Origin of the sequence: Pseudomonas rustica (genome assembly GCF_049959085.1) — a bacterium.
Lineage (GTDB): Bacteria > Pseudomonadota > Gammaproteobacteria > Pseudomonadales > Pseudomonadaceae > Aquipseudomonas > Aquipseudomonas rustica.
In genome coordinates, this window is record NZ_CP188200.1 from 4,495,559 (window position 1) to 4,521,439 (window position 25,881).

Consider the following 25,881-nt stretch of genomic DNA (forward strand, 5'->3'; position numbering starts at 1 on the left):
AAATCGTCAATTCGGGGCAGAAGCAAAAAGATCGCAGCCTTCGGCAGCTCCTACAGGGGTATGCCGACCCAATGTAGGAGCTGCCGAAGGCTGCGATCTTTTGATTTACTTCTTCCAGCGATCCGCCGCTGCATGATCACTGTCCCGCCCTTCAACCCAACGCGGGCCGTCGCTGGTGTTTTCTTTCTTCCAGAACGGTGCACGGGTTTTCAGGTAGTCCATGACAAAAGCGCAGGCATCGAATGCGGCCCGGCGATGGGCGCTGGCGGCGCCGACGAACACGATTGGCTCGCCCGGCTCGAGCGCGCCGATGCGGTGCAACACTTCCAGTTTCAGCAGCGGCCAGCGCTGCTCGGCTTCGACGGCGATTTTGCCGAGGGCTTTTTCGGTCATGCCCGGATAGTGTTCGAGGAACATCCCCGCCACATCCAGTCCATCGTTGAAATCACGCACGTAGCCGACAAAACTCACCACCGCGCCGACGCCGACATTGGCCGCGTGCATCGCGTTGACTTCAGCGCCCGGGTCGAACGGCGTGGCCTGCACACGAATCGCCATGGCTCAGCCTCCGGTCACGGTGGGGAAAAACGCCACTTCGTCGCCATCGACCACCGGCTCGTCGAGCTGACAGAGGTCTTCATTGCGCGCGCACATCAGGTTCTGTTCGCTCAATACTTCAGCGCCATCCCGTTGCGCCAGCAATGCACGCACGTCATCGACGGTGGCGAAATCACCTTCAACCTTCACCGAATCCACGCCCAGCGCTTCACGGTAACGGGCAAAAAACTTCACGGTCAGGTTCATGGCTGCTCCGCTTGAAAGTGCCCGCTCTTGCCGCCGACCTTCTCCAGCAGACGCACGCTTTCAATGGTCATGCCGCGATCGACGGCTTTGCACATGTCGTAGATGGTCAGGGCGGCTACGCTGGCGGCGGTCAGTGCTTCCATCTCGACGCCGGTCTGCCCGGACAGTTTGCAGCGGGCGACGATGCGCACGGTGTCTGCGCCGTCAGCGCTGAGTTCGACTTTGACGCCGGTGAGCATCAGCGGGTGGCACAGGGGAATCAGATCGCTGGTTTTCTTCGCCGCTTGAATGCCGGCAATGCGCGCCACGGCAAACACATCACCCTTGGGATGGCCGCCGCTGACGATCATCTGCAACGTTTCGGGGAGCATGCGCACCAGCGCTTGGGCCGTCGCTTCACGGAACGTCACGGCTTTTTCGGTGACGTCGACCATGTTGGCGCGACCTTGGGAATCGAGATGAGTCAGCACGGGATTACTCCTGATCAGGAGCGGGGATTGTAAACCTGCGGGTCAAATTTCCGCACCCACGAATATGGTGTTCTCCGTGTAGGAGCTGCCGAAGGCTGCGATCTTTTGACTTTGATCTTTAAAAACAAGATCAAAAGATCGCAGCCTTCGGCAGCTCCTACATTTGGTTTTGTGTTCAGGCATAAAAAAACCGGGCGGCTTTGCGGCCGCCCGGTTTCGTTGACGATGCAGTTACAGATGGGTTTCGGCGTATTCAGCCAGGATCGAGCGAGGCACCCCTTGCAGGGTGATGTGCACACCGTTCGGGAAATCCTTGAAGCGTTCGGTCAGGTAGGTCAGCCCGGAGCTGGTCGCGGACAGGTAAGGGGTGTCGATCTGTGCGAGGTTGCCCAGGCACACCACTTTCGAACCGGCGCCGGCACGGGTGATGATGGTTTTCATCTGGTGCGGTGTGAGGTTCTGGCATTCGTCGATCAGGATCAGGCTTTGCTGGAAGCTGCGACCACGAATGTAGTTGAGTGATTTGAACTGCAGCGGCACTTTGCTGAGGATGTAGTCGACGCTGCCATGGGTGTTTTCGTCATCCATGTGCAAGGCTTCGAGGTTGTCGGTGATGGCGCCCAGCCACGGCTCCATTTTTTCCGCTTCGGTGCCGGGCAGGAAACCGATCTCTTGGTCGAGACCCTGCACGCTGCGGGTGGCAATGATGCGGCGATAACGTTTGCTGACCATGGTCTGCTCGATCGCAGCGGCCAGCGCCAGAATGGTTTTACCGGAGCCTGCCGCACCCGACAGGTTGACCAGATGAATGTCCGGATCGAGCAGCGCGTACAGCGCCAGACTTTGATAGATGTCGCGCGGCTTGAGCCCCCACGCTTCCTGGTGCAGCAGCGGTTCCTGGTGCAGGTCGAGAATCAGCAGGCGGTCTTCTTCAATCTCCTTGATCCAGCCGACGAAGCCCTGTTCATCAATGATGAACTCGTTGATGTGCACGGCCGGCAGGTTGTCGATCAGTTGTACCTGGTGCCAGGTGCGGCCGTGATCCTGACGGGTTTCGACCTTGCTCACGCGGTCCCAGAAGGAGCCGGTCATGTTGTGGTAGCCGTTCGGCAGCAAGGACACGTCGTCGACCAGTTGGTCGGTGCTGTAGTCCTCGGAGGCGATACCGCAGGCGCGCGCCTTCAGGCGCATGTTGATGTCTTTGGTGACCAGCACCACCGGTTTTTTCGGGTCGCGAGTGTGCAGATCGATCAGTTGGTTGATGATTTTGTTGTCGTTCAGATGCTCGGGCAGAATCAGGTTCGACTCGGCCTGCTTGCTCATCAGAATTGACAGCAAGCCCTTCGGCCCGCCCTTGCCGCGCTGGATCGGCACACCCAGTTCGACATCTTCCGGGGACGCATCGCCCAGGGTTTTGTCGATCAGCCGGATGGCCTGACGGCATTCAGCGGCCACGCTGTGATGCCCGCTCTTGAGCTTGTCCAGCTCCTCAAGCACGGTCATCGGGATCGCGACGTGGTGTTCTTCGAAATTCAGCAGGGCGTTTGGATCGTGAATCAATACGTTGGTATCGAGTACATACAGGATTGGCTGGTTGGAGGAAGGGCTACGTCCGTGATCATCCATACTCGGTCACCTATGTCAGAGCCAGTAGACGCAATACCTGAGCGGTGCTGCGCCTCGAAGTGACTGCCGAAATCTCACCTGCGGAGATTCAAGTGACTGCAAACAAACGGGTCTTGGAAGACGCCACCTGTGTTGCAGGTTTCGGCGGTCTGTCTTCGTAATACTCCAAAACCGATGACATAAAAAAGTACTTTGACGGTTTTTTTAAGTTTATTTTGCAAAGTGACGAAAAGCCCTTGGCGGACTCCGTCGACACCGTTAGAGTCGGAAGTCCACCTGCAGCAAATTCTCTGAAAAAATCACCCCAAGCCCAATGTTTCCGGGCATTTAGCGTTTCTCAGCGAAACGCGTCCTGACAGTCTTCCCAACCGATGCCGCTCTGCGCGGTTTGCGTGATCAGCCACGGCAACGAGGTCTTCACCGCGTCCTGTTTCATATTGAAATTGATCACCCCGTGACGCCACAACAGCATCAGGGTCAGCACCCGTTGCGCGCTCGGCGCACCCTTGAGTTTGCCGGCACCGTCCTGGGCATCGATGTCCCACAGCGCCACTTGCAGGCCCTGGGTGTTAAAGAAACCTTGCGCATCGCTGCGACGCTGGCCGTCCGGCGGACGGAACAGCGGCACGTAGTTTTCCGGCAGTTTGTTCTTCACCAGATCGGCGCTGCGCCGCACTGAATCCTGCCAGTCCTGCCAGTGGCTGTGGGAGCGGAACTCCCAGCCCTGCACGCCGACGCACTGTCTGGAGAACTCGGTTTGCAGGCTGCTCACCGAACGATCGCTCAGGCGTGCCTGAATATCCTTGCCCAACACAAAGAACGTGCCGCTCAGATTGGCCTTGCGCAGATAGCCGGTGAGCCAGTCGGTATTGTCCGGTTGCAGATTCGCGGCGCTGTCGAAAGTCAGCAGAAACAGCCGGTCGTGCATCTCGTCGCCGTTGCGCTCGTAGTCGCCGAAACGATCGACTTCGCTGCTGGTCTGCGGAAACAGCGCGGCCTTGCGCATCAGCTCATCGAGATACTGCACATGAAAGATCCGGCTCGGCTCGGCCCACTTGGTGTAATAGCTGTCATCGCTGACGACGAATTTGGCGGCTTGCTCGCGCAGGGTCGGCAGGTCTTCGACGAGGAAGCAGAACGAGGCGTCCTGATCGCAGCTTTGCTGGGCGTAGTTGTAGTTGGCCAACAGGCGCTGCCAGAGACGCTGACGCAGGCTGTTGACCGCGTCGATATTCACTGTGCGCAGGCCGAGGCGCTGGGCCAGCGCGATTTCGTCCAGCGCTTCGGTGCCGAGCAGGCCCCGGGCGAACATGAGGATTTCGGCGCGCGAGGCGACGTCGAACAGCGTCGGGCTGCTGAGCTGCTCCGGCCAGGTGCTGCGATCCAGCGTCGCCACATCGCCCGGCGCCGCGATGGCACCGAAGCTCAACAGCCACGCGGTGAATAAAAGAACAATACGCAAAGGGGCGTCTCCGTAACAAAACCCGCGCGGCACTATAGCTGATCCCACACGATTCCCCGCAGCAACGCCGATTTCCATGTGGGAGCGAGCCTGCTCGCGAATGCGATTTCAAATTCACCTTAGATGTCGACTGATACTCCGCTTTCGCGAGCAGGCTCGCTCCCACAGGGGTTTGAGGTGAGCCGTCGATCACCTATGGGCTTGATAGCTGGAGTCAACACCGACAACCCCCTAGAATCGCCCCCACGATTAAAGGAGACGACTTCATGCTGATGGTGATTTCCCCCGCCAAGACCCTCGATTACGAAACACCGCCGGCGATCCAGCGCTTCACCCAGCCGCAGTACCTCGACCATTCTCAGGAACTGATCCAGCAATTGCGCGACCTGACCCCGGCGCAGATCAGTGAGCTGATGCACGTGTCCGACAAGATCGGCGGCCTCAACGCCGCGCGTTTCGGCAGCTGGACGCCCGCGTTCACCCCGGAAAACGCCAAGCAAGCGCTGCTCGCATTCAAGGGCGACGTCTATACCGGCCTCGACGCACAATCTTTCAGCGAAGCCAATTTCGACTACGCGCAAAAGCATCTGCGCATGCTCTCCGGCCTCTATGGTCTGCTGCGCCCGCTCGACCTGATGCAACCGTATCGCCTGGAAATGGGCACCAAACTGGCCAACGCCCGTGGCAAAGACCTGTACGCGTTCTGGGGCACGCGCATCAGTGAATGGTTGAACGAAGCGCTGGCCGATCAGGGCGACGACGTGCTGCTCAACCTCGCATCCAACGAATACTTCTCGGCGGTTAAACGCACGGCGTTGAACGCGCGGATCATTAACACCGAGTTCAAGGATCAGAAGAACGGCCAGTACAAGATCATCAGCTTCTACGCGAAAAAGGCCCGAGGCCTGATGAGCCGTTTCGTGATTCAGGAAAAGATCAACGATCCCGCCCAGCTCAAGCAGTTCGATGTGCAGGGTTATCGCTACAGCGCCGAACAGTCGAAACCTGACAACCTGGTATTTCTGCGCGACCACGCCCCCGAATAAAGCATGCCTAATGCACGACTCTTTTTATAAAGAGTCGTGCAGCTCGCACGACGTCAAAAATCCCTCGCTTGATTTCGCCATTTTTATGGCGCCAGAAAACAATCCCTGTCTTTTCTAATTTTAGTTTCACTCGACACTGATCATTTTTTTCAGTAGTGGCACGTAAATTTTTTCAAGGTAGTGGCACAAAACTATCTAGCGCAATGACGCCCCTATCAATAAAGGGCGAAACGGAAAGTGCTATCAAATTGAGACCAGTGCCATCTTTGTCAATATTTCAAAAAATTTCAGATGGCGCGATGAGCGGACTGGAACTATGTCCAAATGCGTAGTTCATACCACCGGTAACGATTCTCGCCGAGTTTGTACGAGATAACTTACGTAGGACAATTAGCCATGTAACCAAGTTGTCACAGCAACTTGCCTAGATGACTAATCGGTCGCAAAGCACACTGAAGGACAGGAGATACGCAGCATTAATATCCCCTACAAGGCCAAGGCCGCGCCCCTATAAACGTGCTCGCCTGAGCACCAAACCGCTTGATCTACGGGCCTTCCTGCCCGCCATCAAGCGCGCAAGACGAATGCACCTGAGTCTTCCACAAGGAAGATCCGCTGCATAACAGGGCAAGTCATAACTATAAGGCCTGGTTGCGCACATCTTGAGTGCACTTATTTAGACACTCGGAACTTTGTATGCCTGCACACGGCATTGTGGCGCCTGTAAGCCGCACTTTCGAGTGCACTAGTGAACGCTGAACACCATTAACTCCGGCCTTCTAAGGCCTGATATATACAGAGGTAATTGCGATGCGCATCAGCATATTTGGTTTGGGTTACGTTGGCGCAGTATGTGCCGGTTGCCTGTCTGCACGGGGCCATGACGTGGTTGGCGTCGATGTTGCCAAAGACAAGATCGACATGATCAACGCTGGCAAATCTCCCATTGTTGAACCGGGCCTGGGCGAACTTCTGCAACAGGGTATTCAAACCGGTCGTCTGCGTGGCACGACCAACTTCGCCGAAGCGATTCGTGACACTGACCTGTCGATGATCTGCGTCGGTACGCCGAGCAAAAAGAATGGCGACCTCGAACTGAACTACATCGAAGCGGTGTGCCGCGAGATCGGTTTTGTCCTGCGTGAAAAAACCACCCGCCACACCATCGTTGTACGCAGCACCGTATTGCCGGGCACTGTTGCCAACGTAGTAATCCCGATTCTTGAAGACTGCTCCGGCAAGAAAGCTGGCGTCGACTTCGGTGTTGCGGTCAACCCGGAATTCCTGCGTGAATCCACCGCCATCGCCGACTACGACCTGCCACCGATGACCGTCATCGGCGAATTCGACAAGGCTTCGGGCGACGTTCTGCAATCGCTTTACGAAGAACTCGACGCGCCGATCATCCGCAAGGACATCGCCGTTGCCGAGATGATCAAGTACACCTGCAACGTCTGGCACGCGACCAAAGTGACCTTCGCCAACGAGATCGGCAACATCGCCAAAGCGGTCGGCGTCGATGGCCGTGAAGTGATGGAAGTGGTTTGCCAGGACAAGACCCTCAACCTGTCCCAGTACTACATGCGCCCGGGCTTCGCCTTCGGCGGTTCGTGCCTGCCGAAAGACGTGCGTGCCCTGACCTACCGCGCAGGTTCCCTGGACGTCGAAGCGCCGCTGCTCAACTCGCTGATGCGCAGTAACGAATCGCAAGTGCAGAACGCCTTCGACATCGTTGAAAGCCACGACAAACGCAAAGTCGCCCTCCTCGGCCTGAGCTTCAAGGCCGGCACCGACGACCTGCGCGAAAGCCCGCTGGTCGAGCTGGCCGAGATGCTGATCGGCAAGGGTTACGACCTGAGCATCTACGACAGCAACGTCGAGTACGCCCGTGTTCACGGCGCGAACAAAGACTACATCGAGTCGAAAATCCCGCACGTATCGTCCCTGCTCAACGCGGACTTCGATTCGGTGATCGACAACTCCGACGTGATCATCCTCGGCAACCGCGACGAGAAATTCCGCGCGCTGGCGCAACAGGCTCCGCATGGCAAACAGGTCATCGACCTGGTCGGCTTCATGGCCAAAGCCACCGACGCCGGTACTCGCACCGAAGGTATCTGCTGGTAAAGCAGACGTTGCCCGGCGCCGCCCTCGCGACGCCGTGCAACAGAACCCAAATGTAGGAGCTGCCGAAGGCTGCGATCTTTACCGGCAACGCTTGAGTTCCGAGTGAACCGGCAAAGATCAAAAGATCGCAGCCTTCGGCAACTCCTACAGGGACTCACGGATTGCAGCGAGCCCTGTAGGAGCTGTCGAGTGAAACGGGGCTGCGATCTTTACCGGCAACGCTTGAGTTCCGAGTGAACCGGCAAAGATCAAAAGATCGCAGCCTTCGGCAGCTCCTACAGGGATCACCCGAATTGCGCGTGACATCGCAGTTTTTTGTAAGCCTGCCTTAACCCCATCGGGCCCGGCCCGAGATAGAGACGGATGCAGATTATGCACAGGCTAAAACACGGCCTACTTCAGGCCGCCGGTTGGCTGTTCTACCTAAGTTTGTTGATGGGCCTGGCCTTGATGCTGCCCACGTCCACATTCGACTCCGAGTCGAAGGACTTCATTTTCCTGATTGGCGCCGTGGGTATCTGGCGCTACTCGATGGGTGCAACGCACTTTGTGCGCGGCATGATTTTTCTCTACATCGTTTATCCGCACCTGCGCCGTAAAGTGCGCAAGCTGGGTAAAGCGGCGGATCCGTCGCATGTGTTTCTGATGGTCACCAGTTTCCGTATCGACGCGCTGACCACAGCGCAGGTCTACAGCTCGGTGATCCGCGAAGCCATCGACTGCGAACTGCCGACCACCGTGGTCTGCTCGATCGTGGAAATGTCCGATGAGCTGCTGGTCAAGGCGCTGTGGGCGCGGATGAATCCGCCAGAGCGCGTCAAGCTCGACTTTGTGCGCATTCCCGGCACCGGTAAACGTGATGGCCTGGCCTACGGTTTCCGCGCGATCTCCCGTCACCTGCCGGACGACCGTGCAGTCGTCGCCGTGATCGATGGCGACACCGTGCTCGGCGAAGGCACCGTGCGCAAGACCGTGCCGTGGTTCCAGCTGTTCGGCAACGTCGGCGGCCTGACCACCAACGAATTCTGCGAAGTGCGCGGCGGCTACATCATGAGCGAATGGCACAAGCTGCGTTTCGCCCAGCGCCACATCAACATGTGCTCGATGGCCCTGTCCAAACGCGTACTGACCATGACCGGGCGTATGTCGGTATTCAAAGCGTCTGTGGTGACCAACCCGGAATTCATCGCCGACGTTGAGAGCGACTCGCTGCAACACTGGCGTCTGGGCCGTTTCAAGTTTTTGACCGGCGACGACAAGTCGAGCTGGTTCAGCCTGATGCGCCTTGGCTACGACACCTTCTACGTGCCTGACGCGGCGATCAACACCGTTGAACACCCGCCGGAAAAGAGTTTCATCAAAGCCAGCCGCAAACTGATGTTCCGCTGGTACGGCAACAACCTGCGCCAGAACTCGCGAGCACTGGGCCTGGGTGTGAAACGCCTCGGCGCCTTCACCTCGGTGGTGCTGTTCGACCAGCGCGTATCGATGTGGACGTCCCTGCTCGGCCTGACCGTGGCGATCATTGCCAGCTTCAAATACGGCACCGCGTTCATCCTCGTTTACCTGCTGTGGATCGGCATCACCCGCCTGATTCTGACCCTGCTGCTGTCGTGCTCCGGTCACCGCATCGGCCCGGCTTATCCCGCGATTCTTTATTACAACCAGATCGTCGGCGCGCTGGTGAAGATCTACGTGTTCTTCCGCCTCGACCAACAATCCTGGACACGCCAACCCACATCCCTGACCCGTGATCTCGCCAGCTTTCAACGTTGGTTCAACACCTGGTCGTCTCGGACCATGACCTTCTCCGCCGGCAGCATTTTTGTCGCCGTGCTGCTGATGATGGTCTGACCCGCCCCTATTGAATTAACAAGGAAATCGCCCCTATGAATACCGCCGTCAACGCCAACGTAGTGCATGAATCCGAAGCCCAGCGCCAACACGCCCGCGTGAAAATCCCGGCCAAACTGCGCTTTTTCGGCCCCGACCGGACACCGGTTGAAGCGCGGGTCATCGACCTGTCGGCCGGTGGTCTGGCGTTCAACGCCGGGCAGTTGCCGCTCAAGGCTGGCGATGTGCACAAGGCGCGTCTGCAATTCGTCATCGACAACCTCGGGCTGGCGATGGATGTAGAGCTGCAGATCCGTTCTTACGACCGCCAGACCGGCCGCGTCGGTTGCCAGTTTCAGAACCTCGAGCCGCAGGACATTTCCACCCTGCGCCACTTGATCACTTCGCACCTGGCCGGCGACATCGTCAGCATGGGTGAAGTGCTGGCAACGCTGCAGCGCGACAACTTCACCAAGGCGCGCAAAGTGAAGGACGGCGGCTCCGGCATGACCCCGTTCGGTCGACTGAAAGCAGTGACCTTCAGCGCCGGTGTGTTTGTCGTCGGTCTGGTCGCGGCGGGCTTCATTTTCAAATCGGTGTACGGCATGTACTTCGTCAGCCACGCGCAGGCTGGTCTGGTCAGCGTGCCGGGGATGAACATCACCATGCCCCGCGACGGCACCGTGCAGAGCCTGATCAAGTCCGACGGCGTTGCCGCCAAAGGCGCGCCACTGGCGACCTTCAGCACCAGCATGCTCGACGTGCTCAAGGGCCATCTGGAAGAAGATCAACTGTCCCCGGCCAAGGTTGAAGAACTGTTCGGCAAACAAATGACCGGCACCCTGACTTCGCCCTGCGATTGCACCGTGGCCCAGCAACTGGTGGCTGACGGTCAATACGCGAGCAAGGGCGACGTGATCTTCCAACTGGTGCCGCGCAACACCCAGGCCACCGTTGATGCGCGCTTCTCCTATCGCCAGTTCGGCGATGTGCGTCCGGGCACCCCGGTGAGCTTCCAGATCGCCGGCGAAGACAAGACCCGCACCGGCAAGATCGTCAGCAGCACCAGCCTGAAAAGCGCCGACCTGTCCTCTGACATCCGCGTACAGATCCAGCCAGACGAGCCGCTCGACAGCAACCTCGCCGGCCGCCCGGTGGAAGTCAACAGCGACCGTGGCCCGAACCTGAACTGGCTGATCGACAAAGCCATGGCTGCCGGTCTTTAAGTCGAGGACATGCCTGTGACTACTCCTATCTTGAACACACCGCCGACCCTGTGGGAGCGAGCCTGCTCGCGAAAGGGTCCGCACGGTTTGTCTGATGTACCGAGTCGACTGCTTCGCGAGCAGGCTCGCTCCCACATGGGATTGATGGTGTGCTCGCTGGCATTGGCAGTTTCTCTGGCCGGTTGCGCCGGCCTGCCCGATCAGCGTCTGGCCAACGAAGCGCTGAAGCGTGGCGACACTGCCACCGCTGCGCAGAATTATCAGCAACTGGCCGATCTGGGTTACAGCGAAGCGCAAGTCGGCCTCGCCGATATCCAGGTCGACAGCCGCGACCCTGAGCAAATGAAACAGGCCGAAGCGACTTACCGCGCCGCCGCCAGTGTTTCGCCGCGTGCTCAGGCGCGTCTGGGCCGCTTGCTGGTGGCCAAACCGGGTTCCACCGAAGCCGAGCACCACGAAGCCGAAACCCTGCTGAAAAAAGCCGCCGCCAATGGCGAAGGCAACACATTGATCCCGCTGGCGATGCTCTACCTGCAATACCCGCACAGCTTCCCGAACATCAACGCACAGCAGCAGATCGATCAATGGCGCAAATCCGGTTATCCGGAAGCAGGTCTGGCGCAGGTGCTGCTGTATCGCACCCAAGGCACCTACGACCAGCACCTGGATGACGTGGAAAAAATCTGCAAAGCCGCGCTCAACACCACCGACATCTGCTACGTCGAACTGGCCACGGTCTATCAGAAACGTGCCCAGCCAGAACAGCAAGCCGAGCTGATCAAGCAGATGCAGGCCGGCTACAGCCGTGGCACCGTCACCGCCCAGCGCGTCGATTCCGTGGCCCGTGTATTGGCCGATTCGACCCTCGGCAAGCCCGACGAAAAAACCGCGCAGTCGCTGCTTGAGCCGATCGCTCCGGGCTACCCGGCGTCGTGGGTGACCCTCGCGCAATTGCTTTACGACTACCCGGAACTGGGCGACGTCGACCAGATGATGAAGTACCTCGACAACGGCCGCGCCGCCGACCAGCCGCGCGCCGAGCTGTTGCTGGGCAAGCTCTACTACGAAGGCAAAATGGTCCCGGCTGACGCCAAAGTTGCTGAAGAACATTTCCAGAAAGCCGTTGGCCGCGAAGTCGCCGCCGACTACTACCTCGGCCAGATCTATCGCCGTGGCTACCTCGGCAAGGTCTATCCGCAGAAGGCGCTCGACCACTTGCTGACCGCTGCGCGCAACGGCCAAAACAGCGCCGACTTCGCCATCGCGCAACTGTTCTCCCAAGGCAAGGGCACCAAGCCCGATCCGCTCAACGCCTACGTCTTCAGCCAACTGGCCAAGGCGCAAAACACCCCGCAAGCCGATGAGCTGGCGACCACCCTCGCCGCGCAATTGCCGCCCGAGCGTCTGGCCGAAGCCCAACGTCTGCTGCAACAGGAGCAAGCCAGCCGTGGCGCTCTGAACCAGAACACGCTGCAACTGCACGCCCTGCAAGAAGAAGACGGCGAGGAAAAATTATGAAGTTGAATCCATTTGTGAAGGCCGGCATTGGCCTCACTTTCGCGCTGATCTGGTCTTGCCCGACACTGGCCGCGATGACTGAAACCAAGAACTTCGGCCTCGAAGTGAAAGTCACCGGCCAGTCCGAAGACGACCGCGACCTCGGCACCGCCAGCGGCGGCGACGTCAACGGCGTCGGCCTCGACCTGCGTCCGTGGATCTACGGCGAAAGCGGCGCGTGGAGCGCCTACGCCATGGGTCAGGCCGTGACCTCGACCGACATCATCGAAACCGACACCCTGCAACAATCCGACGGTGAACAAGCCACCGACAACGGTGATCGCAAAACCAAGAAAAACTACCTGGCGATGCGCGAGTTCTGGGTAGGCTACAGCGGCCTCACGCCGTACCCGGGCGAGATGCTCAAGTTCGGTCGCCAGCGCCTGCGCAATGACGATGGCCAATGGCGCGACACCAACATCGAAGCGCTGAACTGGACCTTCGACACCACCCTGTTGCGCGCCAACGCCGGTGTCGCCGAACGCTTCAGCGAATACCGCACCGACTTGAAAGAGCTGGCGCCGAAAGACAAAGATCGCCTGCACGCCTACGCCGATGCCGCTTACCAGTGGACGCCGGGCCAGTGGGTCGGCATTCGTGGTCACCATACCCACGACGACGGCAAACTCGATTACGCCGAGCTGGGTGTCCCGCGCGACTCGCTGGATAAAACCGAGAACGGCGACATCAGCTGGCTCGGCCTGACCGCCGACAGCGACGCCTACAACTGGCGCAACACCAACACCGTCAACTACTGGGGCAGCATCACCGGCATGAGCGGCGACCGTGACACGGTCAACGCGCTGAACGCCGATGGTTCGCGCCCGGCGCAAGCCAAGCGCAGCGATGACGTCAACGGCTGGGCCACCGACATCGGTGTGCGTCTGCGCCTCGATCCGCAATGGCAAGTCGGCGGTGCGTATGCCCGCGCCAGCGCCGATTACGAACAGAATGGTCTGGAGAGCAACCGCTCCAACTACACCGGTACGCGCTCGCGGGTTCACCGTTTCGGCGAAGCCTTCCGTGGCGAAATGAACAACATGCAAACCGCGACGTTGTTCGGTTCGTGGATGGTCAACGACGAGTACGACGCCAGCCTGATCTACCACAAATTCTGGCGTGTCGACGGCAACAAGCCGGTCGGCAGCAACGGCATCAACGCCGTGGAAAACAACACCGACGACGCCACCGGCGCCATTCTTTCCAGCACCTCGCTGCCGCTTGAAGACGGCAACAAGGATCTCGGTCAGGAGATGGATCTGGTCGTCACCAAGTACTTCAAGCAAGGCCTGTTGCCGGCGGCGTTGAGCCAGTCGATCGACGAGCCTTCGGCCCTCGTGCGTTTCCGTGGCGGTGTGTTCAAACCGGGCGATGCCTACGGCAAGCAGGTTGATTCGTACATGCACCGCGCGTTCATCGACGTGATCTGGCGCTTCTGATGCAAACCGCCAAGGGAGTGCCCGACATGATCAGCACCAGGATAGGCTCACTCAGCCTGCTGGCCGGCGCGATGCTGCTGGCCAGCGCCGGCGCCTTCGCCAATGTGGAGCCGACGGCGCCGCAACCGGCCAAGCCGGCCACCGTGGCCAAAGAGCTGCAACAAGCCAAGACCTACACCGTCAGCAGCGCGCCAACCGACGCGCTGAATCTGGCCGCGCCGAAATTGCCTGACCTGTCCGGCTTCACCGCCGAAGCCGCTGCGGCGAAAATCGTCCGCAGCAAACCGGGCAAGATCAGCGTGCGCCGGATGATGCAGGAAGACGCGCTGAAGGACTTTATCGGCGGCGACAACAAGATGGCCGAATGGGTGGTGCGTCAGCACGGCATCCCGCAGGCGATCTTCGTCGACGACGGCTACATCAACCTCAAGGATCTGGCGAAGAAGCTGCCCAAGCAGTACTTCAGCGAGACCTCGCCGGGCGTGTACCTGTCGAAGCTGCCAATCGTCGTCGGCCGTAAAGGCATCCTCGAAATCGACGGCCAGACCCAGGAACTGCGCCTGTCGCAAGAGGCCGGTTCGTTCCTGGTCAACGACGGTCAGCTGTTCGTGCGTGACACCAAGATCACTGGCTGGCGCGAGAAGGAAAACGGCCCGGCGACCTTCCGTTCGCCGAAGGAATTCCGTCCGTTCCTGCTGGCCTGGGGCGGCACCGAGACCTACATCGTCAACAGCAAGATGGCCAGCTTCGGCTACGCCAACAGTAAGTCGTACGGCGTGAGTATTTCCCAATACACGCCGAACATGGCCAAGGTGCTCAAGCGTCCTGAACCGACAGGCTGGATCGTCGGCTCCGAGTTCTCGGACATGTGGTACGGCTTCTACTGCTACGAGACCCGCGACTTCGTGGTCAAGGGCAACACCTACAAAGACAACATCGTTTACGGCATCGACCCGCACGACCGTTCCCACGGCCTGATCATTGCCGAGAACACTGTGCACGGCACGAAGAAGAAGCACGGGATCATTATTTCCCGTGAGGTCAACGACAGCTTCATCTTCAACAACAAGAGCTTCGACAACCACCTCTCGGGCCTGGTGATCGACCGTAACAGCGTCAACAACATCATTGCCTACAACGAGATCTACAAGAACCACACCGACGGCATCACGCTCTACGAGTCCGCCGACAATCTGCTGTGGGGCAACAAGGTCATCAGCAACAAACGCCACGGCATCCGTATTCGTAACAGCGTGAACATCCGCCTCTACGAAAACGTCGCCATGGCCAACGGCCTGACCGGCGTTTACGGCCACATCAAGGATCTGAGCGACACCGACCGTGACATCAAGCTCGACCCGTTCGATGCGCAGGTGTCGCTGATCGTCGTCGGCGGTGAGCTGGCGGCCAACGGCAGCGGCCCGCTGTCGATCGATTCGCCTTTGAGTGTCGAGCTGTATCGCGTGTCGATGCTGGCGCCGACCAAATCCAGCGGCATCAGCTTCAACGGCATCCTCGGCGAGCGCCAGGATGAAATTCTCGACCTGCTGGTGCGCCAGCAGAAAGCCGTGCTGATCGACCCTGTCGAACGCCAGACCGAAATGCAGGACTGAGGATAATTTTATGCACCCACACTTGATCAAATTACTCAGCCTGTCGGCCCTGACCGTGGGCATTCTCGCGGCCAGCAACGGCGCCCGTGCCGATGAAAGCGCTGCCGCCACGCCGCCGAAGTTCAGCGCCGAACCGTGCTGCAACCTGTGCCCGGCCGCCCATGACGCGAAGAACTACACCACGCGTTATCAGCAGAACTTCACCACCCTGGTGCAGGCACAAGGCGACTGGTTGTTCCGGACGCAGGAAGACCTGCGCACCGAGTTCGACACCACCCCGGCCGGCTACAAACGCCTGCAACAACTGCACGATGCGTTCAAGGCCAAAGGCGTTGAGCTGGTGATCGTTTACCAGCCGACCCGTGGCCTGGTGAACCGCAACAAGCTCAACCCGCAGGAAAAAGCCGCGTTCGATTACGAGAAAGCGCTGGGCAACTACAAGACCATGCTCGGCCGTTTCGCCAAGATGGGTTACGTGGTGCCGGACCTGTCGCCGCTGACCAACGAATCGCTGCCGGACACCCTGCCCGCCCACGATTTCTACTTCCGCGGCGACCAACACTGGACGCCATACGGTGCACAGCGCACGGCGAAAATCGTCGCCGAGAAGGTCAAGCAGATCCCGGCCTTCGCCGACGTGCCCAAGCGTGAATTCGAAACCAAACGCTCCGGGCGCATGGGCAAAACCGGCACCCTGCACAACATGGCCGGGCAACTGTGCGGCACCAGTTACGCGATCCAGTACATGGATCAGTTCACCACCGAGCCTAAGGGCGAGGCTGGCGACGGCGACCTGTTCGGTGATTCCGGCAACCCGCAAATCACCCTCGTCGGTACTTCGCACAGCGGCAAGAACTACAACTTCGCCGGTTTCCTCGAAGAAGCCATCGGCGCCGACATTCTCAACGTCGCGTTCCCCGGCGGTGGTCTGGAAGGTTCGATGCTGCAGTACCTCGGCAGCGACGAATTCCAGAAGACCCCGCCGAAAATTCTCATCTGGGAATTCTCGCCTCTGTACCGCCTCGATCAGGAGACCATCTATCGCCAGATGATGTCCCTGCTCGACAACGGCTGCGAAGGCAAAGACGCACAGATGTCCGCGAGCACCACGCTCAAACCGGGCGGCAAACAAGAACTGCTGGTCAACAGCAAGAACCTGAACCTGCAAAACAGCAGCCATCAGGTCGACATCCGCTTCGCCGACCCTTCGGTGAAAACCCTGCAAGCCACCCTCTGGTACATGAACGGTCGCCACGAGGACATCAAGATCGAGAAACCGGAAACCTCCGACACCGACGGTCGTTTCGCCTTTGAGTTGCGCACGGACGAAGACTGGGCCACGCAGAACCTGCTGGCGGTCGAAGTTCAGGGCCCGGAAGCGGGCACCGCGCCACAAAAAGTCGAAGCGAAAATCTGCAAACGCAACGTATTCCCGGGCGCTGGGCAACAAACCGCTCAGGTCGGGCAATGAGGTCTGCTATGCGAAATCCGAAACTCAAAAATCTGTTGGCACCGACGCTGCTGAGCCTGGCGATGTTCGCCGGGGCGACTCAGGCCGCCGCGCCACTGCGTCCACCGCAGGGCTATTTCGCGCCTGTGGATAAATTCAAGACCGGCGACAACAGCGAAGGCTGCGACGCCATGCCGACGCCGTACACCGGGCCGCTGCAATTTCGCAGCAAATACGAAGGCTCGGACAAGGCGCGTTCGACGCTGAATGTGCAGTCGGAAAAAGCTTTTCGCGACACCACCAAAGACATCACCACGCTGGAACGCGGCACCGCCAAACGGGTGATGCAGTTCATGCGCGACGGTCGTCCGGAACAGCTCGACTGCACGCTGAACTGGCTGACCGCGTGGGCCAAGGCCGACGCGTTGATGTCGAAAGACTTCAACCACACCGGCAAGTCGATGCGCAAATGGGCGTTGGGCAGCATGGCCTCTTCGTACATTCGCCTGAAGTTCTCCGACTCGCATCCGCTGGCGCAGCATCAGCAGGAAGCGCAGGTGATCGAGGCGTGGTTCAGCAAAATGGCCGATCAGGTGGTCAGCGACTGGGACAACCTGCCGCTGGAAAAAACCAACAATCACTCGTACTGGGCCGCATGGTCGGTGATGGCGACCTCGGTCGCGACCAACCGCCGCGACCTGTTTGACTGGGCGGTGAAGGAATACAAGGTCGGCGCCAATCAGGTCGATGCCGACGGTTACCTGCCGAACGAACTCAAGCGCCAGCAACGCGCCCTCGCCTATCACAACTACGCCCTGCCGCCGCTGGCGATGATCGCCAGTTTTGCCCAGGTCAATGGTGTTGATTTGCGCCAGGAGAACAACGGTGCGCTGAAGCGTCTGGGTGATCGGGTGTTGTCGGGGGTGAAAGATCCGGACGAATTCGAGAAGAAGAACGGCAAAGAGCAGGACATGACCGACTTGAAAGAGGACATGAAATTCGCCTGGCTAGAACCGTTCTGCACGCTCTACACCTGTGCGCCGGATGTCATCGAGAAGAAGCGCGGCATGCAGCCGTTCAAGACCTTCCGCCTCGGCGGCGACCTGACCAAGGTCTACGACCCGTCCCATGAAAAGGGCAACAAAGGCTCTTGAAAGGCGAAAAGCGAAAGCCCCTCACCCTAACCCTCTCCCGGAGGGAGAGGGGACTGACCGAGGTGGTTGTGCGAGTTACGCCGAAATGAAATACCGAGTCGATCTCAGGCTTTGAAAACAACCGAGATCAGGCTGTAAGGAAATACCGAGTCGATCTCCATTTTTGAAAACCATGGAGATCAGGCTCCCTCTCCCTCCGGGAGAGGGCGGGGGGTGAGGGGCGCGGTCTGACGGCCAGCTCCGACCTCAAGCAAGCACTGTGTCACCCCTCCACTACCACGGGGGGTTTGGGGGGGCTTTGGCCCTTGACTGTTGGTTCAAACATGGAGAGATCGGGATGGTATTTTCATCCAACGTGTTCCTGTTTCTGTTCTTGCCGATCTTTCTCGGCTTGTACTACTTGAGCGGGCAACGCTATCGCAATTTGCAGCTGCTGATCGCCAGCTACGTGTTCTATGCCTGGTGGCGTGTGGACTTCCTCGCGCTGTTCGCTGCCGTCACATTGTGGAACTACTGGATCGGCCTCAAAGTCGGTGCCGCCGGTGTCAGAACCAAACCGGCGCAGCGCTGGCTGCTGCTCGGTGTCGCAGTCGATTTGTGCATCCTCGGCTACTTCAAGTACGCCAACTTCGGCGTCGACAGCATCAACGCGATGATGACGTCGGTGGGTCTGTCGCCGTTCATCCTCACCCACGTACTGCTGCCGATCGGTATCTCGTTCTACATCTTCGAATCGATCAGCTACATCATCGACGTGTATCGCGGCGACACCCCGGCCACGCGCAACCTGATCGACTTCGCGGCGTTCGTAGCGATCTTCCCGCACTTGATTGCCGGCCCGGTGCTGCGTTTCCGCGACCTCGCCGACCAGTTCAACAACCGCACGCACACCCTCGATAAATTCTCCGAGGGCTGCACGCGGTTCATGCAGGGTTTCATCAAGAAAGTCTTCATCGCCGACACCCTCGCGGTGGTCGCTGACCATTGCTTCGCCCTGCAAAACCCGACCACCGGCGATGCCTGGCTCGGCGCACTGGCCTACACCGCACAGCTGTATTTCGACTTCTCCGGTTACAGCGACATGGCGATTGGTCTGGGCTTGATGATGGGTTTCCGTTTCATGGAAAACTTCAAACAGCCGTACATCAGCCAGTCGATCACCGAGTTCTGGCGTCGCTGGCACATCAGCCTGTCGACCTGGCTGCGTGACTATCTGTACATCACCCTCGGCGGTAACCGCAAAGGCACGCTGATGACCTATCGCAACCTGTTCCTGACCATGCTCCTCGGTGGTCTGTGGCACGGCGCGAACATCACCTACATCGTCTGGGGCGCCTGGCACGGCATGTGGCTGGCGATTGAAAAAGCGCTGGGCCTGAACACTTCGCGACGCAGCCTCAACCCGATCCGCTGGGCGCTGACCTTCCTGCTCGTGGTGATGGGCTGGGTGATCTTCCGCGCCGAAAACCTGCATGTCGCCGGCCGTATGTACGGCGCCATGTTCAGCTTCGGTGAATGGTCGTTGTCGGAACTCAATCAGGCCAGCCTCACCGGTCTGCAAGTGGCAACTCTGGTTGTGGCGTACGTGACGCTGGCGTTCTTCGGCCTGCGCGATCTGTACACCAACCAGCCACCGGCCAAGAGCAAACCTGAAGTCAACGTTGAGGCCAACGGCCCTGCCACGGCGACTCCGGGAATGATTAAAGCCGCACCCGGCGAAAACCCGGCGAGCATCCATGAGCCTGGCTACACCGTCGGCGTCGAAGCCCAGGTGCAACCGGCCTACTGGAGCGCGGACTGGTCGCGCTACGTGATGCGCGGTCTGATCCTGCTGCTGTTCATCGCCTCGATTCTCAAACTCTCGGCGCAAAGCTTCTCGCCGTTCCTTTACTTCCAGTTCTGAGGGATCTGACATGACCCGCTCATTACGCATCTTCTACATCGCCCTGTTCCTGGTGACCCTGTTGGTCTTGGGTCTGTGGTCGGTTCGCAGCTTCTTCGGCTTCAGCACCAATGCCGATGCGACGGTGCTCAACGGTCGCTGGACCAAGGCTGTGGAAACGCACTACGACGATGAATTCCCGATCAAGCGTCTGGGCACCAACCTCTGGGCCGCGCTGGATTTCAAACTGTTCAACGAAGGTCGTCCGGGCGTGGTGCTCGGTCGCGATCAGTGGTTGTACAGCGATGAGGAATTCAACCCGATCGTCAACGAAGAGCTGAACCTGCAAGGCAACTACGCGCTGGTTGAAGGCGTGCGCCAGACCCTGAAAGCGAAAGGCGTGAAACTGGTGATGGCAATCGTGCCGGCCAAGGTTCGTCTGTACCCGGAGCATCTGGGTGAAGTGAAACCGGCGAGCATCCACGAAAATCTCTATCAGGATTTCCATGCTCGTGTAGCCGCCGACAAGATCCTCGCCCCTGACCTGCTCAAGCCGTTCCAGCAGGCCAAGCAAAGTGGTCAGCAAGTGTTCCTGCGCACCGACACGCACTGGACGCCGGAAGGCGCCGAGATTGCCGCCAACACCCTGGCGAAAACCATCGCCGACAAGTTCCCGCTGAGCGGCGAGCCGCAACGCTTCGTCACCACGCCGGCGGAGAAGGTCACTCACAAGGGCGATCTGCGTCTGTTCCTGCCGCTCGATCCGCTGTTTGAAAACCTGATGCCGGCGCAAGAGCCGCTGCAAAAGCGCAACACCGTCGCGGCTGGCGATCAGCCTGCCGGTGACGACGCGCTGTTCGCCAGCAATGAAGTGCCGGTGGCACTGGTCGGCACCAGCTACAGCGCCAACCCCAACTGGAACTTCGTCGGTGCCCTGAAACAAGCGCTGCACAGCGACGTGGTGAGCTACGCCGAAGACGGCCACGGCCCGATCCTGCCGATGCTCAGCTACCTGAAAAGCGATGACTTCAAGAACAGCCCGCCACAGGTGCTGATCTGGGAGTTTCCTGAACGATATCTGCCTGTGAACAACGAAATCGGCGACGCCGACCCGCAGTGGGTCGCAGAGCTTAAACAAGCCGGCGCGCGCCAACAAAACGTAGCAATCAACACTAAATCCGAGACGCCCGATCGGGCGCAAAACTGAAAGAGAGGTACACCATGACTTTCACTACTACTCCTCGTCGTCTCGCAAAACGCATTGCACTGGTTGCAGGTCTGAGCGTGTTGTCGGTTCAAGCTTTCGCCGGTGGTGACGCCGCACTTTATGGCCCGACTGCACCGAAAGGCTCGTCCTTCGTGCGTGTCTACAACGCCAGCAACGCTGAAGTCAGCGCGACTGTCGGCAGCACCAACCTGAGCGACGTTGCGCCACTGGCCAGCAGCGACTTCAGCTTCATGCCGGGCGGTGATTACAGCGCCAAAGTCGGCAGCCAGACCCTGCCGGTGAAGCTCGCCGGTGACCACTACTACACCCTGGTCAACAACGCTTCCGGCGCGCCGCAACTGATTGAAGAGCCGCCGTTCAAGAACAAGCAGAAATCCCTGGTACGCGTGCAGAACCTCAGCGACAAACCGCTGACCCTGAAGACCGCCGACGGCAAGACCGACGTGGTGCCGAACGTGGCCGCCAAGGGCCGTGGCGAACGTGAAATCAACCCGGTGAAAGTCAGCCTGGCGCTGTACGAAGGTGACAAGAAAGTCGGCGACGTAAAACCGGTCGCCCTCGAGCGCGGTGAAGCAGCAGTGCTGTACGTCACCGGCAGCGGCAGCAGCCTGTCGCCAGTCTGGGTAAAACGCCCGGTATCGACTCGCTAACAAATTTCCCGATGAGACGCTGACCCCTGTAGGAGCTGCGGCACGCTGCGATCTTTTGACTTTGTTTATGAAGATCAAGATCAACAGATCGCAGCCTTCGGCAGCTCCTACAAGGGAATGCGGCGGCCTCTCGGTACGAAACAAAAACAAGAGTGAAACGACACAGCGTTCGTGCCTCTAACCAATCGATTTTATGGAGTAAACAATATGATTCCGGTGATCTTGTCAGGTGGTAGCGGTTCACGTCTTTGGCCGCTTTCGCGTAAGCAGTTCCCTAAGCAATTCCTCGCCCTGACCGGCGAACACACGCTGTTCCAGCAGACCCTCGAGCGCCTGGTGTTCGAAGGTATGGACACCCCGATAGTGGTCTGCAACAAGGATCACCGCTTCATCGTCAACGAGCAGTTGAGCAATCGCAATCTGGAATGCCAGCGCATCCTGATGGAACCGTTCGGCCGCAACACCGCGCCGGCCGTGGCGTTGACCGCGATGATGCTGGTCAATGAAGGTCGCGACGAACTGATGCTGGTGCTGCCGGCTGACCACGTCCTCGAAGACCAGAAAGCCCTGCAACGCGCCCTCGCCCTCGCCACCGTCGCCGCTGAAAACGGCGAAATGGTGCTGTTCGGCGTACCGGCGACCAAACCGGAAACCGGTTACGGCTACATCAAATCCACTGCGGATTCGCTGCTGCCCGAAGGCGTCAGCCGCGTCTCGCACTTCGTCGAAAAACCTGACGTCAAACGCGCTACCGAGTACGTGCAGTCCGGCGGTTACTACTGGAACAGCGGCATGTTCCTGTTCCGCGCCAGCCGCTTCCTCGAAGAGCTGAAAAAGCACGATCCGGACATCTACGACACCTGCCTGCTGACCCTTGAGCGCAGCGAGCAGGATGCCGACACCGTGACGCTGGACGAAGCCACCTTCGCCTGCTGCCCGGACAACTCCATCGACTACTCCGTGATGGAAAAAACCCAGCGCGCCTGCGTGGTGCCGCTGACCGCTGGCTGGAGCGATGTCGGTTGCTGGTCGTCGCTGTGGGAAGTCAACGAGAAAGACGCCAACGGCAACGTCACCAAAGGCGACGTGGTCATCCAGGACAGCAAGAACTGCATGATCCACGGCAACGGCAAACTGGTGTCGGTGATCGGTCTGGAAAACATCGTCGTGGTCGAAACCAAAGACGCCATGATGATCGCCCACAAAGACAAGGTTCAGGGCGTCAAGCAGATGGTCAACACGCTCAACGAGCAGGGCCGCAGCGAAACCCAGAACCATTGCGAAGTCTATCGTCCATGGGGTTCGTATGACTCGGTGGACATGGGCGGGCGTTTCCAGGTCAAGCACATCTCGGTAAAACCGGGCGCATGCCTGTCGCTGCAGATGCACCACCACCGCGCCGAACACTGGATCGTGGTCAGCGGCACCGCCGAAGTGACCTGCGATGAAAACGTGTTCCTGCTCTGCGAAAACCAGTCGACCTACATCCCGATCGCCTCGGTGCATCGCCTGCGCAACCCGGGCAAGATCCCGCTGGAAATCATCGAAGTGCAATCGGGCTCGTACTTGGGCGAAGACGACATCGAACGCTTCGAAGACATCTACGGCCGCTCCACCCCGATCGAACGCGGCGTGTCGGTGAAAACCATCGCGCAGTAACTGATCGGCAAAACAAGAAGCCCTCGTCCAGCCCGTTGCGTTCCCTATCCGCAGCGGGTTGGGCGGGGGCTTTTTTATTCCCAGACAGCCACTCTATTCATGATGCGCCGCAGCAACCGTAGCGCGTTTGCCACGTTTGTTGCCCATCTTCAAAGGATCCTCGGCCATCAGCGCCATCGATATGTTCGGTGGCGTCGCCGAACCAAACCCGGCGGCGAATAACTGCATCGAGAGTGCACTCGGCGCTGCGCTGGACTGTGCGGCTGTTTCGCCAATCTGATGGTTAAAACCGGTGAAAGCGGCCATCTCCGGTAACTTGCTCAACAGTGATGAGGTGTTGCTGGCAACCGGCACGCTCGTTGGCAACACCTGCTGGGTGCTGCGTTGGCGGCTCTGCATCTGTGCTTGCGCATCGTAGACTTCGAGCACGCGCCCGCCGGTTTCCAGCACACTGCCCACGGCGCCGATCAACGGATGCTTGGCGTAAGACAAGGTCTTGCCAATGACCTGTGCGCCCTGAGCAATCCTTTCTCGGGTTTCGGATGAAACCTGTGGCAGACCTCGGGACGATTCCTGCATTCGCAATGCCGCACTGCCTGAGGCCTGAGTGGGCAATGAAACCAATCCATCCTGATCGCGGTAGAACAGCGGACTGTTGCGCATGGCCCGGTAGCGATTCGGCCCGTCGACCTCTTCGCCGGGATCGGGACTGACCCAGCGTTGCAGCCACGCGGCGTAGTAACGAAAGCCAAAATAATGCAGGCCGGTGGCATCCTGCTCCTTGCCTGAGTAACCAATGTTTTTGTCGCTGACATCGCCGTCCTGCCACGCCGTTGCACCGAAGGCATAAAACATTTCGCGGCTGATGATTTGCCCGTCGCCATCCAGTTCCAGACCGATCGAGCCGACGTGATCGGTGCAGCCATAGCGGTAGCGATCCGGTCCGCCGTCACGATGCAAAACGCGCACGCTGTTGAGTCCGATCGCAACGCTGATCACCTGCAAATGCTGGTTGTTACCGCTGTGGCTGCGCAGTTCCAGCCCGGGCAGATAGCGCGTCTCGGCGATCACTGTGCGTGCATGGGTCTGCCGTTCAGTGATCTTGCGCACGCGCGATCCGGCGCCGTCATACAGGTAAGATTCGCGATCATCGAGCCCACTCTCGCGGGTAATTGGCGTGACGCGACTGAGTTGATTGCGCAGGTTCCAGTGCAGATTTCGCCCGGGCTCCAGCGCCAGCAAGTTGCCGTTGCTATCAAACGCGGCAGCGATGTCGGCCTCCGTGGGTGCCGTGCCGTTGCGCCAGGACAGGCAACGATTGCTGTAGCGAGCGGCGCTGAGTTGATGACCCTGAGCTTGTCCGCCGACATGGCTCAATTGCAGGAGATTACCGCTGGCGTCGTAACGGAAGGTCTGCCGATAGTTGCCGATCGCTGCCGGATCCGCCTGGCCGCTCGAGCCGGGGCTCCGCTGAGTAACGAGCGACTCCCAGCCAGTGGCTTCAATTAACTGGTAAAGACTGTCGTAGCGAAAATGCCTGATCGGCTCGATGCGCTGGTTGGCGAAATAGCGCACGGGGAGTGCCTTGTCTTCAATGCTCAGTACATTGCCCATCGGGTCGTACTGATAAAGCCAATGCTGCAACACCACGCCAACAGTGCTCTTGGTCAGACGCTCGAGCAGTCGACCGTCCTGTGGCCGATAAAGCAACGTCGTGCTGACACCGTTGCCCGCCATTTCATATACAACCTGGCCTTCAGCGTTGTAGCGGATATCGCTGACCAACAGCTGCGCGCTGGATTGATGCTTCAACTGCAAAGCAGCGCCACGCAAACGGCCATCTACGGCCATCTCGAACGTTTGTCGATGACCCTTGGCATCAATGAGTTCGCGCAGCGTCCCCTGTGGCGTAAAGCGCCATTGCGTGGTCGCACCAGGCCCCGGTTCGAGCAATCGCAGACAATCATCCAGCAAAGGTGGCCAGTTCGGCGCAACAGAATCCTGGGTGAAGTGGCGGGTGTTTTCAGTGCTTTGACCGTTGATCGCGAACTGTGTGAACAGCACGCAACCAGCGGGATCGAAGTGCTGGATCAGTTCGCCGAACTGATTGCATTGCGCATCGCCCTCGCCCGGCCGGCCGTACACCAAGCGCTCGACACAGCGTCGGGGCTCGGCCACCGCCTCTTCGAACTTCGCCGTCGGGCGCAGACGCTGATCGTACTCATCCTCGTGCCGCGTGCCACGACTGTCCCAAGTGGACAACACATGATTGCCCAGACCACGCAGCTTGATTTGCACACCGGCATCGGTGCTGTCGGAACGGAGCACTTCACCGTTCAATGCATACACCGAAGTCAGGTTGGCCGGCGTCAGCGGATCCGTTGCTTGCAGCGCCCACAGTCGCGGATCCCATTGTTTGACGGCATGCCCGGCGACGTCGAGGGCCGTACGGTGGATACGCGTTTCAGCAGGCCGGTTTTCATCGTCGCGCCAGTAATCCACGCTGCGAATCTGCAGTCCGCGTGGATCATTCACCTCAAGCATCGATGTATGACTGTGGATGCCCATGGGTTTCGACCACGTCCTTGGTGCGTGCGGTTATCACAGCAGGCAAAGTGCCGCGTGCCTACTGTCAGAAATTACAGTCCCGACCAA

General features: G+C 59.3%; 19 protein-coding genes. 13 read left to right on the forward strand and 6 right to left on the reverse strand.

Annotated features, from left to right (window positions below; genetic code table 11):
• Positions 1-105: 105 nt before the first annotated feature.
• The 5 genes from moaE to ACP3TY_RS20595 all read right to left on the reverse strand — a co-directional run bounded on the left by moaE (position 106) and on the right by ACP3TY_RS20595 (position 4,362).
• Positions 106-558: a molybdopterin synthase catalytic subunit MoaE gene (moaE, locus tag ACP3TY_RS20575; protein WP_426618365.1), complete on the reverse strand. Its 453-nt coding sequence runs from the start codon at positions 556-558 to the stop codon at positions 106-108.
• Positions 559-561: 3 nt separating this feature from the next.
• A complete protein-coding gene (locus tag ACP3TY_RS20580) occupies positions 562-804 on the reverse strand; it encodes a MoaD/ThiS family protein (RefSeq protein WP_016985014.1) in 243 nt (80 codons plus the stop codon).
• Positions 801-1,274 carry a cyclic pyranopterin monophosphate synthase MoaC gene (gene moaC, locus ACP3TY_RS20585; RefSeq protein WP_212544017.1) on the reverse strand — a complete coding sequence of 158 codons (474 nt, stop codon included), beginning with the start codon at positions 1,272-1,274 and terminating at the stop codon, positions 801-803. The genes ACP3TY_RS20580 and moaC overlap by 4 nt, the downstream gene beginning before the upstream one ends.
• Before the next feature lie 231 nt (positions 1,275-1,505).
• Positions 1,506-2,900 carry a PhoH family protein gene (locus tag ACP3TY_RS20590; protein WP_053117311.1) on the reverse strand — a complete coding sequence of 465 codons (1,395 nt, stop codon included), beginning with the start codon at positions 2,898-2,900 and terminating at the stop codon, positions 1,506-1,508.
• A 337-nt stretch (positions 2,901-3,237) separates the two neighbouring features.
• A complete protein-coding gene (locus ACP3TY_RS20595) occupies positions 3,238-4,362 on the reverse strand; it encodes a polysaccharide deacetylase family protein (RefSeq protein WP_426618366.1) in 1,125 nt (374 codons plus the stop codon).
• A gap of 266 nt (positions 4,363-4,628) precedes the next feature.
• Between ACP3TY_RS20595 and yaaA the strand changes: the two genes are divergently transcribed.
• The 13 genes from yaaA (at position 4,629) to ACP3TY_RS20660 (ending at position 23,226) form a co-directional block, all read left to right on the forward strand.
• Entirely contained in the window at positions 4,629-5,408 is a 780-nt protein-coding gene (yaaA, locus tag ACP3TY_RS20600) for a peroxide stress protein YaaA (RefSeq protein WP_426618367.1), read from the forward strand.
• A gap of 810 nt (positions 5,409-6,218) precedes the next feature.
• Entirely contained in the window at positions 6,219-7,535 is a 1,317-nt protein-coding gene (locus tag ACP3TY_RS20605) for a nucleotide sugar dehydrogenase (RefSeq protein WP_008087506.1), read from the forward strand.
• 372 nt (positions 7,536-7,907) lie between these two features.
• Positions 7,908-9,389 (forward strand): mannuronan synthase, encoded by a 1,482-nt coding sequence (alg8, locus tag ACP3TY_RS20610; protein ID WP_371262356.1) that lies wholly within the window; start codon positions 7,908-7,910, stop codon positions 9,387-9,389.
• A gap of 35 nt (positions 9,390-9,424) precedes the next feature.
• On the forward strand, positions 9,425-10,594 hold the full coding sequence (locus ACP3TY_RS20615) for an alginate biosynthesis protein Alg44 (RefSeq protein WP_053117301.1): 1,170 nt from the start codon (positions 9,425-9,427) through the stop codon (positions 10,592-10,594).
• A 15-nt stretch (positions 10,595-10,609) separates the two neighbouring features.
• A complete protein-coding gene (gene algK / locus ACP3TY_RS20620; RefSeq protein ID WP_400755614.1) occupies positions 10,610-12,112 on the forward strand; it encodes an alginate biosynthesis TPR repeat lipoprotein AlgK in 1,503 nt (500 codons plus the stop codon).
• A complete protein-coding gene (locus ACP3TY_RS20625; protein WP_426618368.1) occupies positions 12,109-13,590 on the forward strand; it encodes an alginate export family protein in 1,482 nt (493 codons plus the stop codon). The genes algK and ACP3TY_RS20625 overlap by 4 nt, the downstream gene beginning before the upstream one ends.
• Before the next feature lie 26 nt (positions 13,591-13,616).
• Positions 13,617-15,203, forward strand: a complete 1,587-nt coding sequence (gene algG, locus ACP3TY_RS20630) for a mannuronan 5-epimerase AlgG (RefSeq protein ID WP_426618369.1) — start codon at positions 13,617-13,619, stop codon at positions 15,201-15,203.
• 10 nt (positions 15,204-15,213) lie between these two features.
• Complete coding sequence (locus ACP3TY_RS20635) at positions 15,214-16,674, forward strand: alginate O-acetyltransferase (RefSeq protein WP_426618370.1); 1,461 nt, start codon at positions 15,214-15,216, stop codon at positions 16,672-16,674.
• Between the two features lie 8 nt (positions 16,675-16,682).
• The gene (locus tag ACP3TY_RS20640; protein ID WP_053117295.1) at positions 16,683-17,807 is read left to right on the forward strand and encodes a mannuronate-specific alginate lyase; all 1,125 of its coding nucleotides are present in this window, start codon (positions 16,683-16,685) and stop codon (positions 17,805-17,807) included.
• 337 nt (positions 17,808-18,144) lie between these two features.
• Positions 18,145-19,710 (forward strand): MBOAT family O-acyltransferase, encoded by a 1,566-nt coding sequence (locus ACP3TY_RS20645; protein ID WP_426618371.1) that lies wholly within the window; start codon positions 18,145-18,147, stop codon positions 19,708-19,710.
• 10 nt (positions 19,711-19,720) lie between these two features.
• Positions 19,721-20,896, forward strand: coding sequence for an alginate O-acetyltransferase (locus tag ACP3TY_RS20650; protein WP_426618372.1), 1,176 nt, complete (start codon positions 19,721-19,723; stop codon positions 20,894-20,896).
• Positions 20,897-20,910: 14 nt separating this feature from the next.
• Positions 20,911-21,567, forward strand: a complete 657-nt coding sequence (locus tag ACP3TY_RS20655; RefSeq protein WP_105705573.1) for an alginate O-acetyltransferase AlgF — start codon at positions 20,911-20,913, stop codon at positions 21,565-21,567.
• A gap of 207 nt (positions 21,568-21,774) precedes the next feature.
• Complete coding sequence (locus ACP3TY_RS20660; RefSeq protein ID WP_159812211.1) at positions 21,775-23,226, forward strand: mannose-1-phosphate guanylyltransferase/mannose-6-phosphate isomerase; 1,452 nt, start codon at positions 21,775-21,777, stop codon at positions 23,224-23,226.
• 93 nt (positions 23,227-23,319) lie between these two features.
• Here ACP3TY_RS20660 and ACP3TY_RS20665 read toward each other — a convergent pair whose 3' ends face one another.
• Positions 23,320-25,794 carry an RHS repeat domain-containing protein gene (locus ACP3TY_RS20665; protein WP_426618373.1) on the reverse strand — a complete coding sequence of 825 codons (2,475 nt, stop codon included), beginning with the start codon at positions 25,792-25,794 and terminating at the stop codon, positions 23,320-23,322.
• Positions 25,795-25,881: the final 87 nt, after the last annotated feature.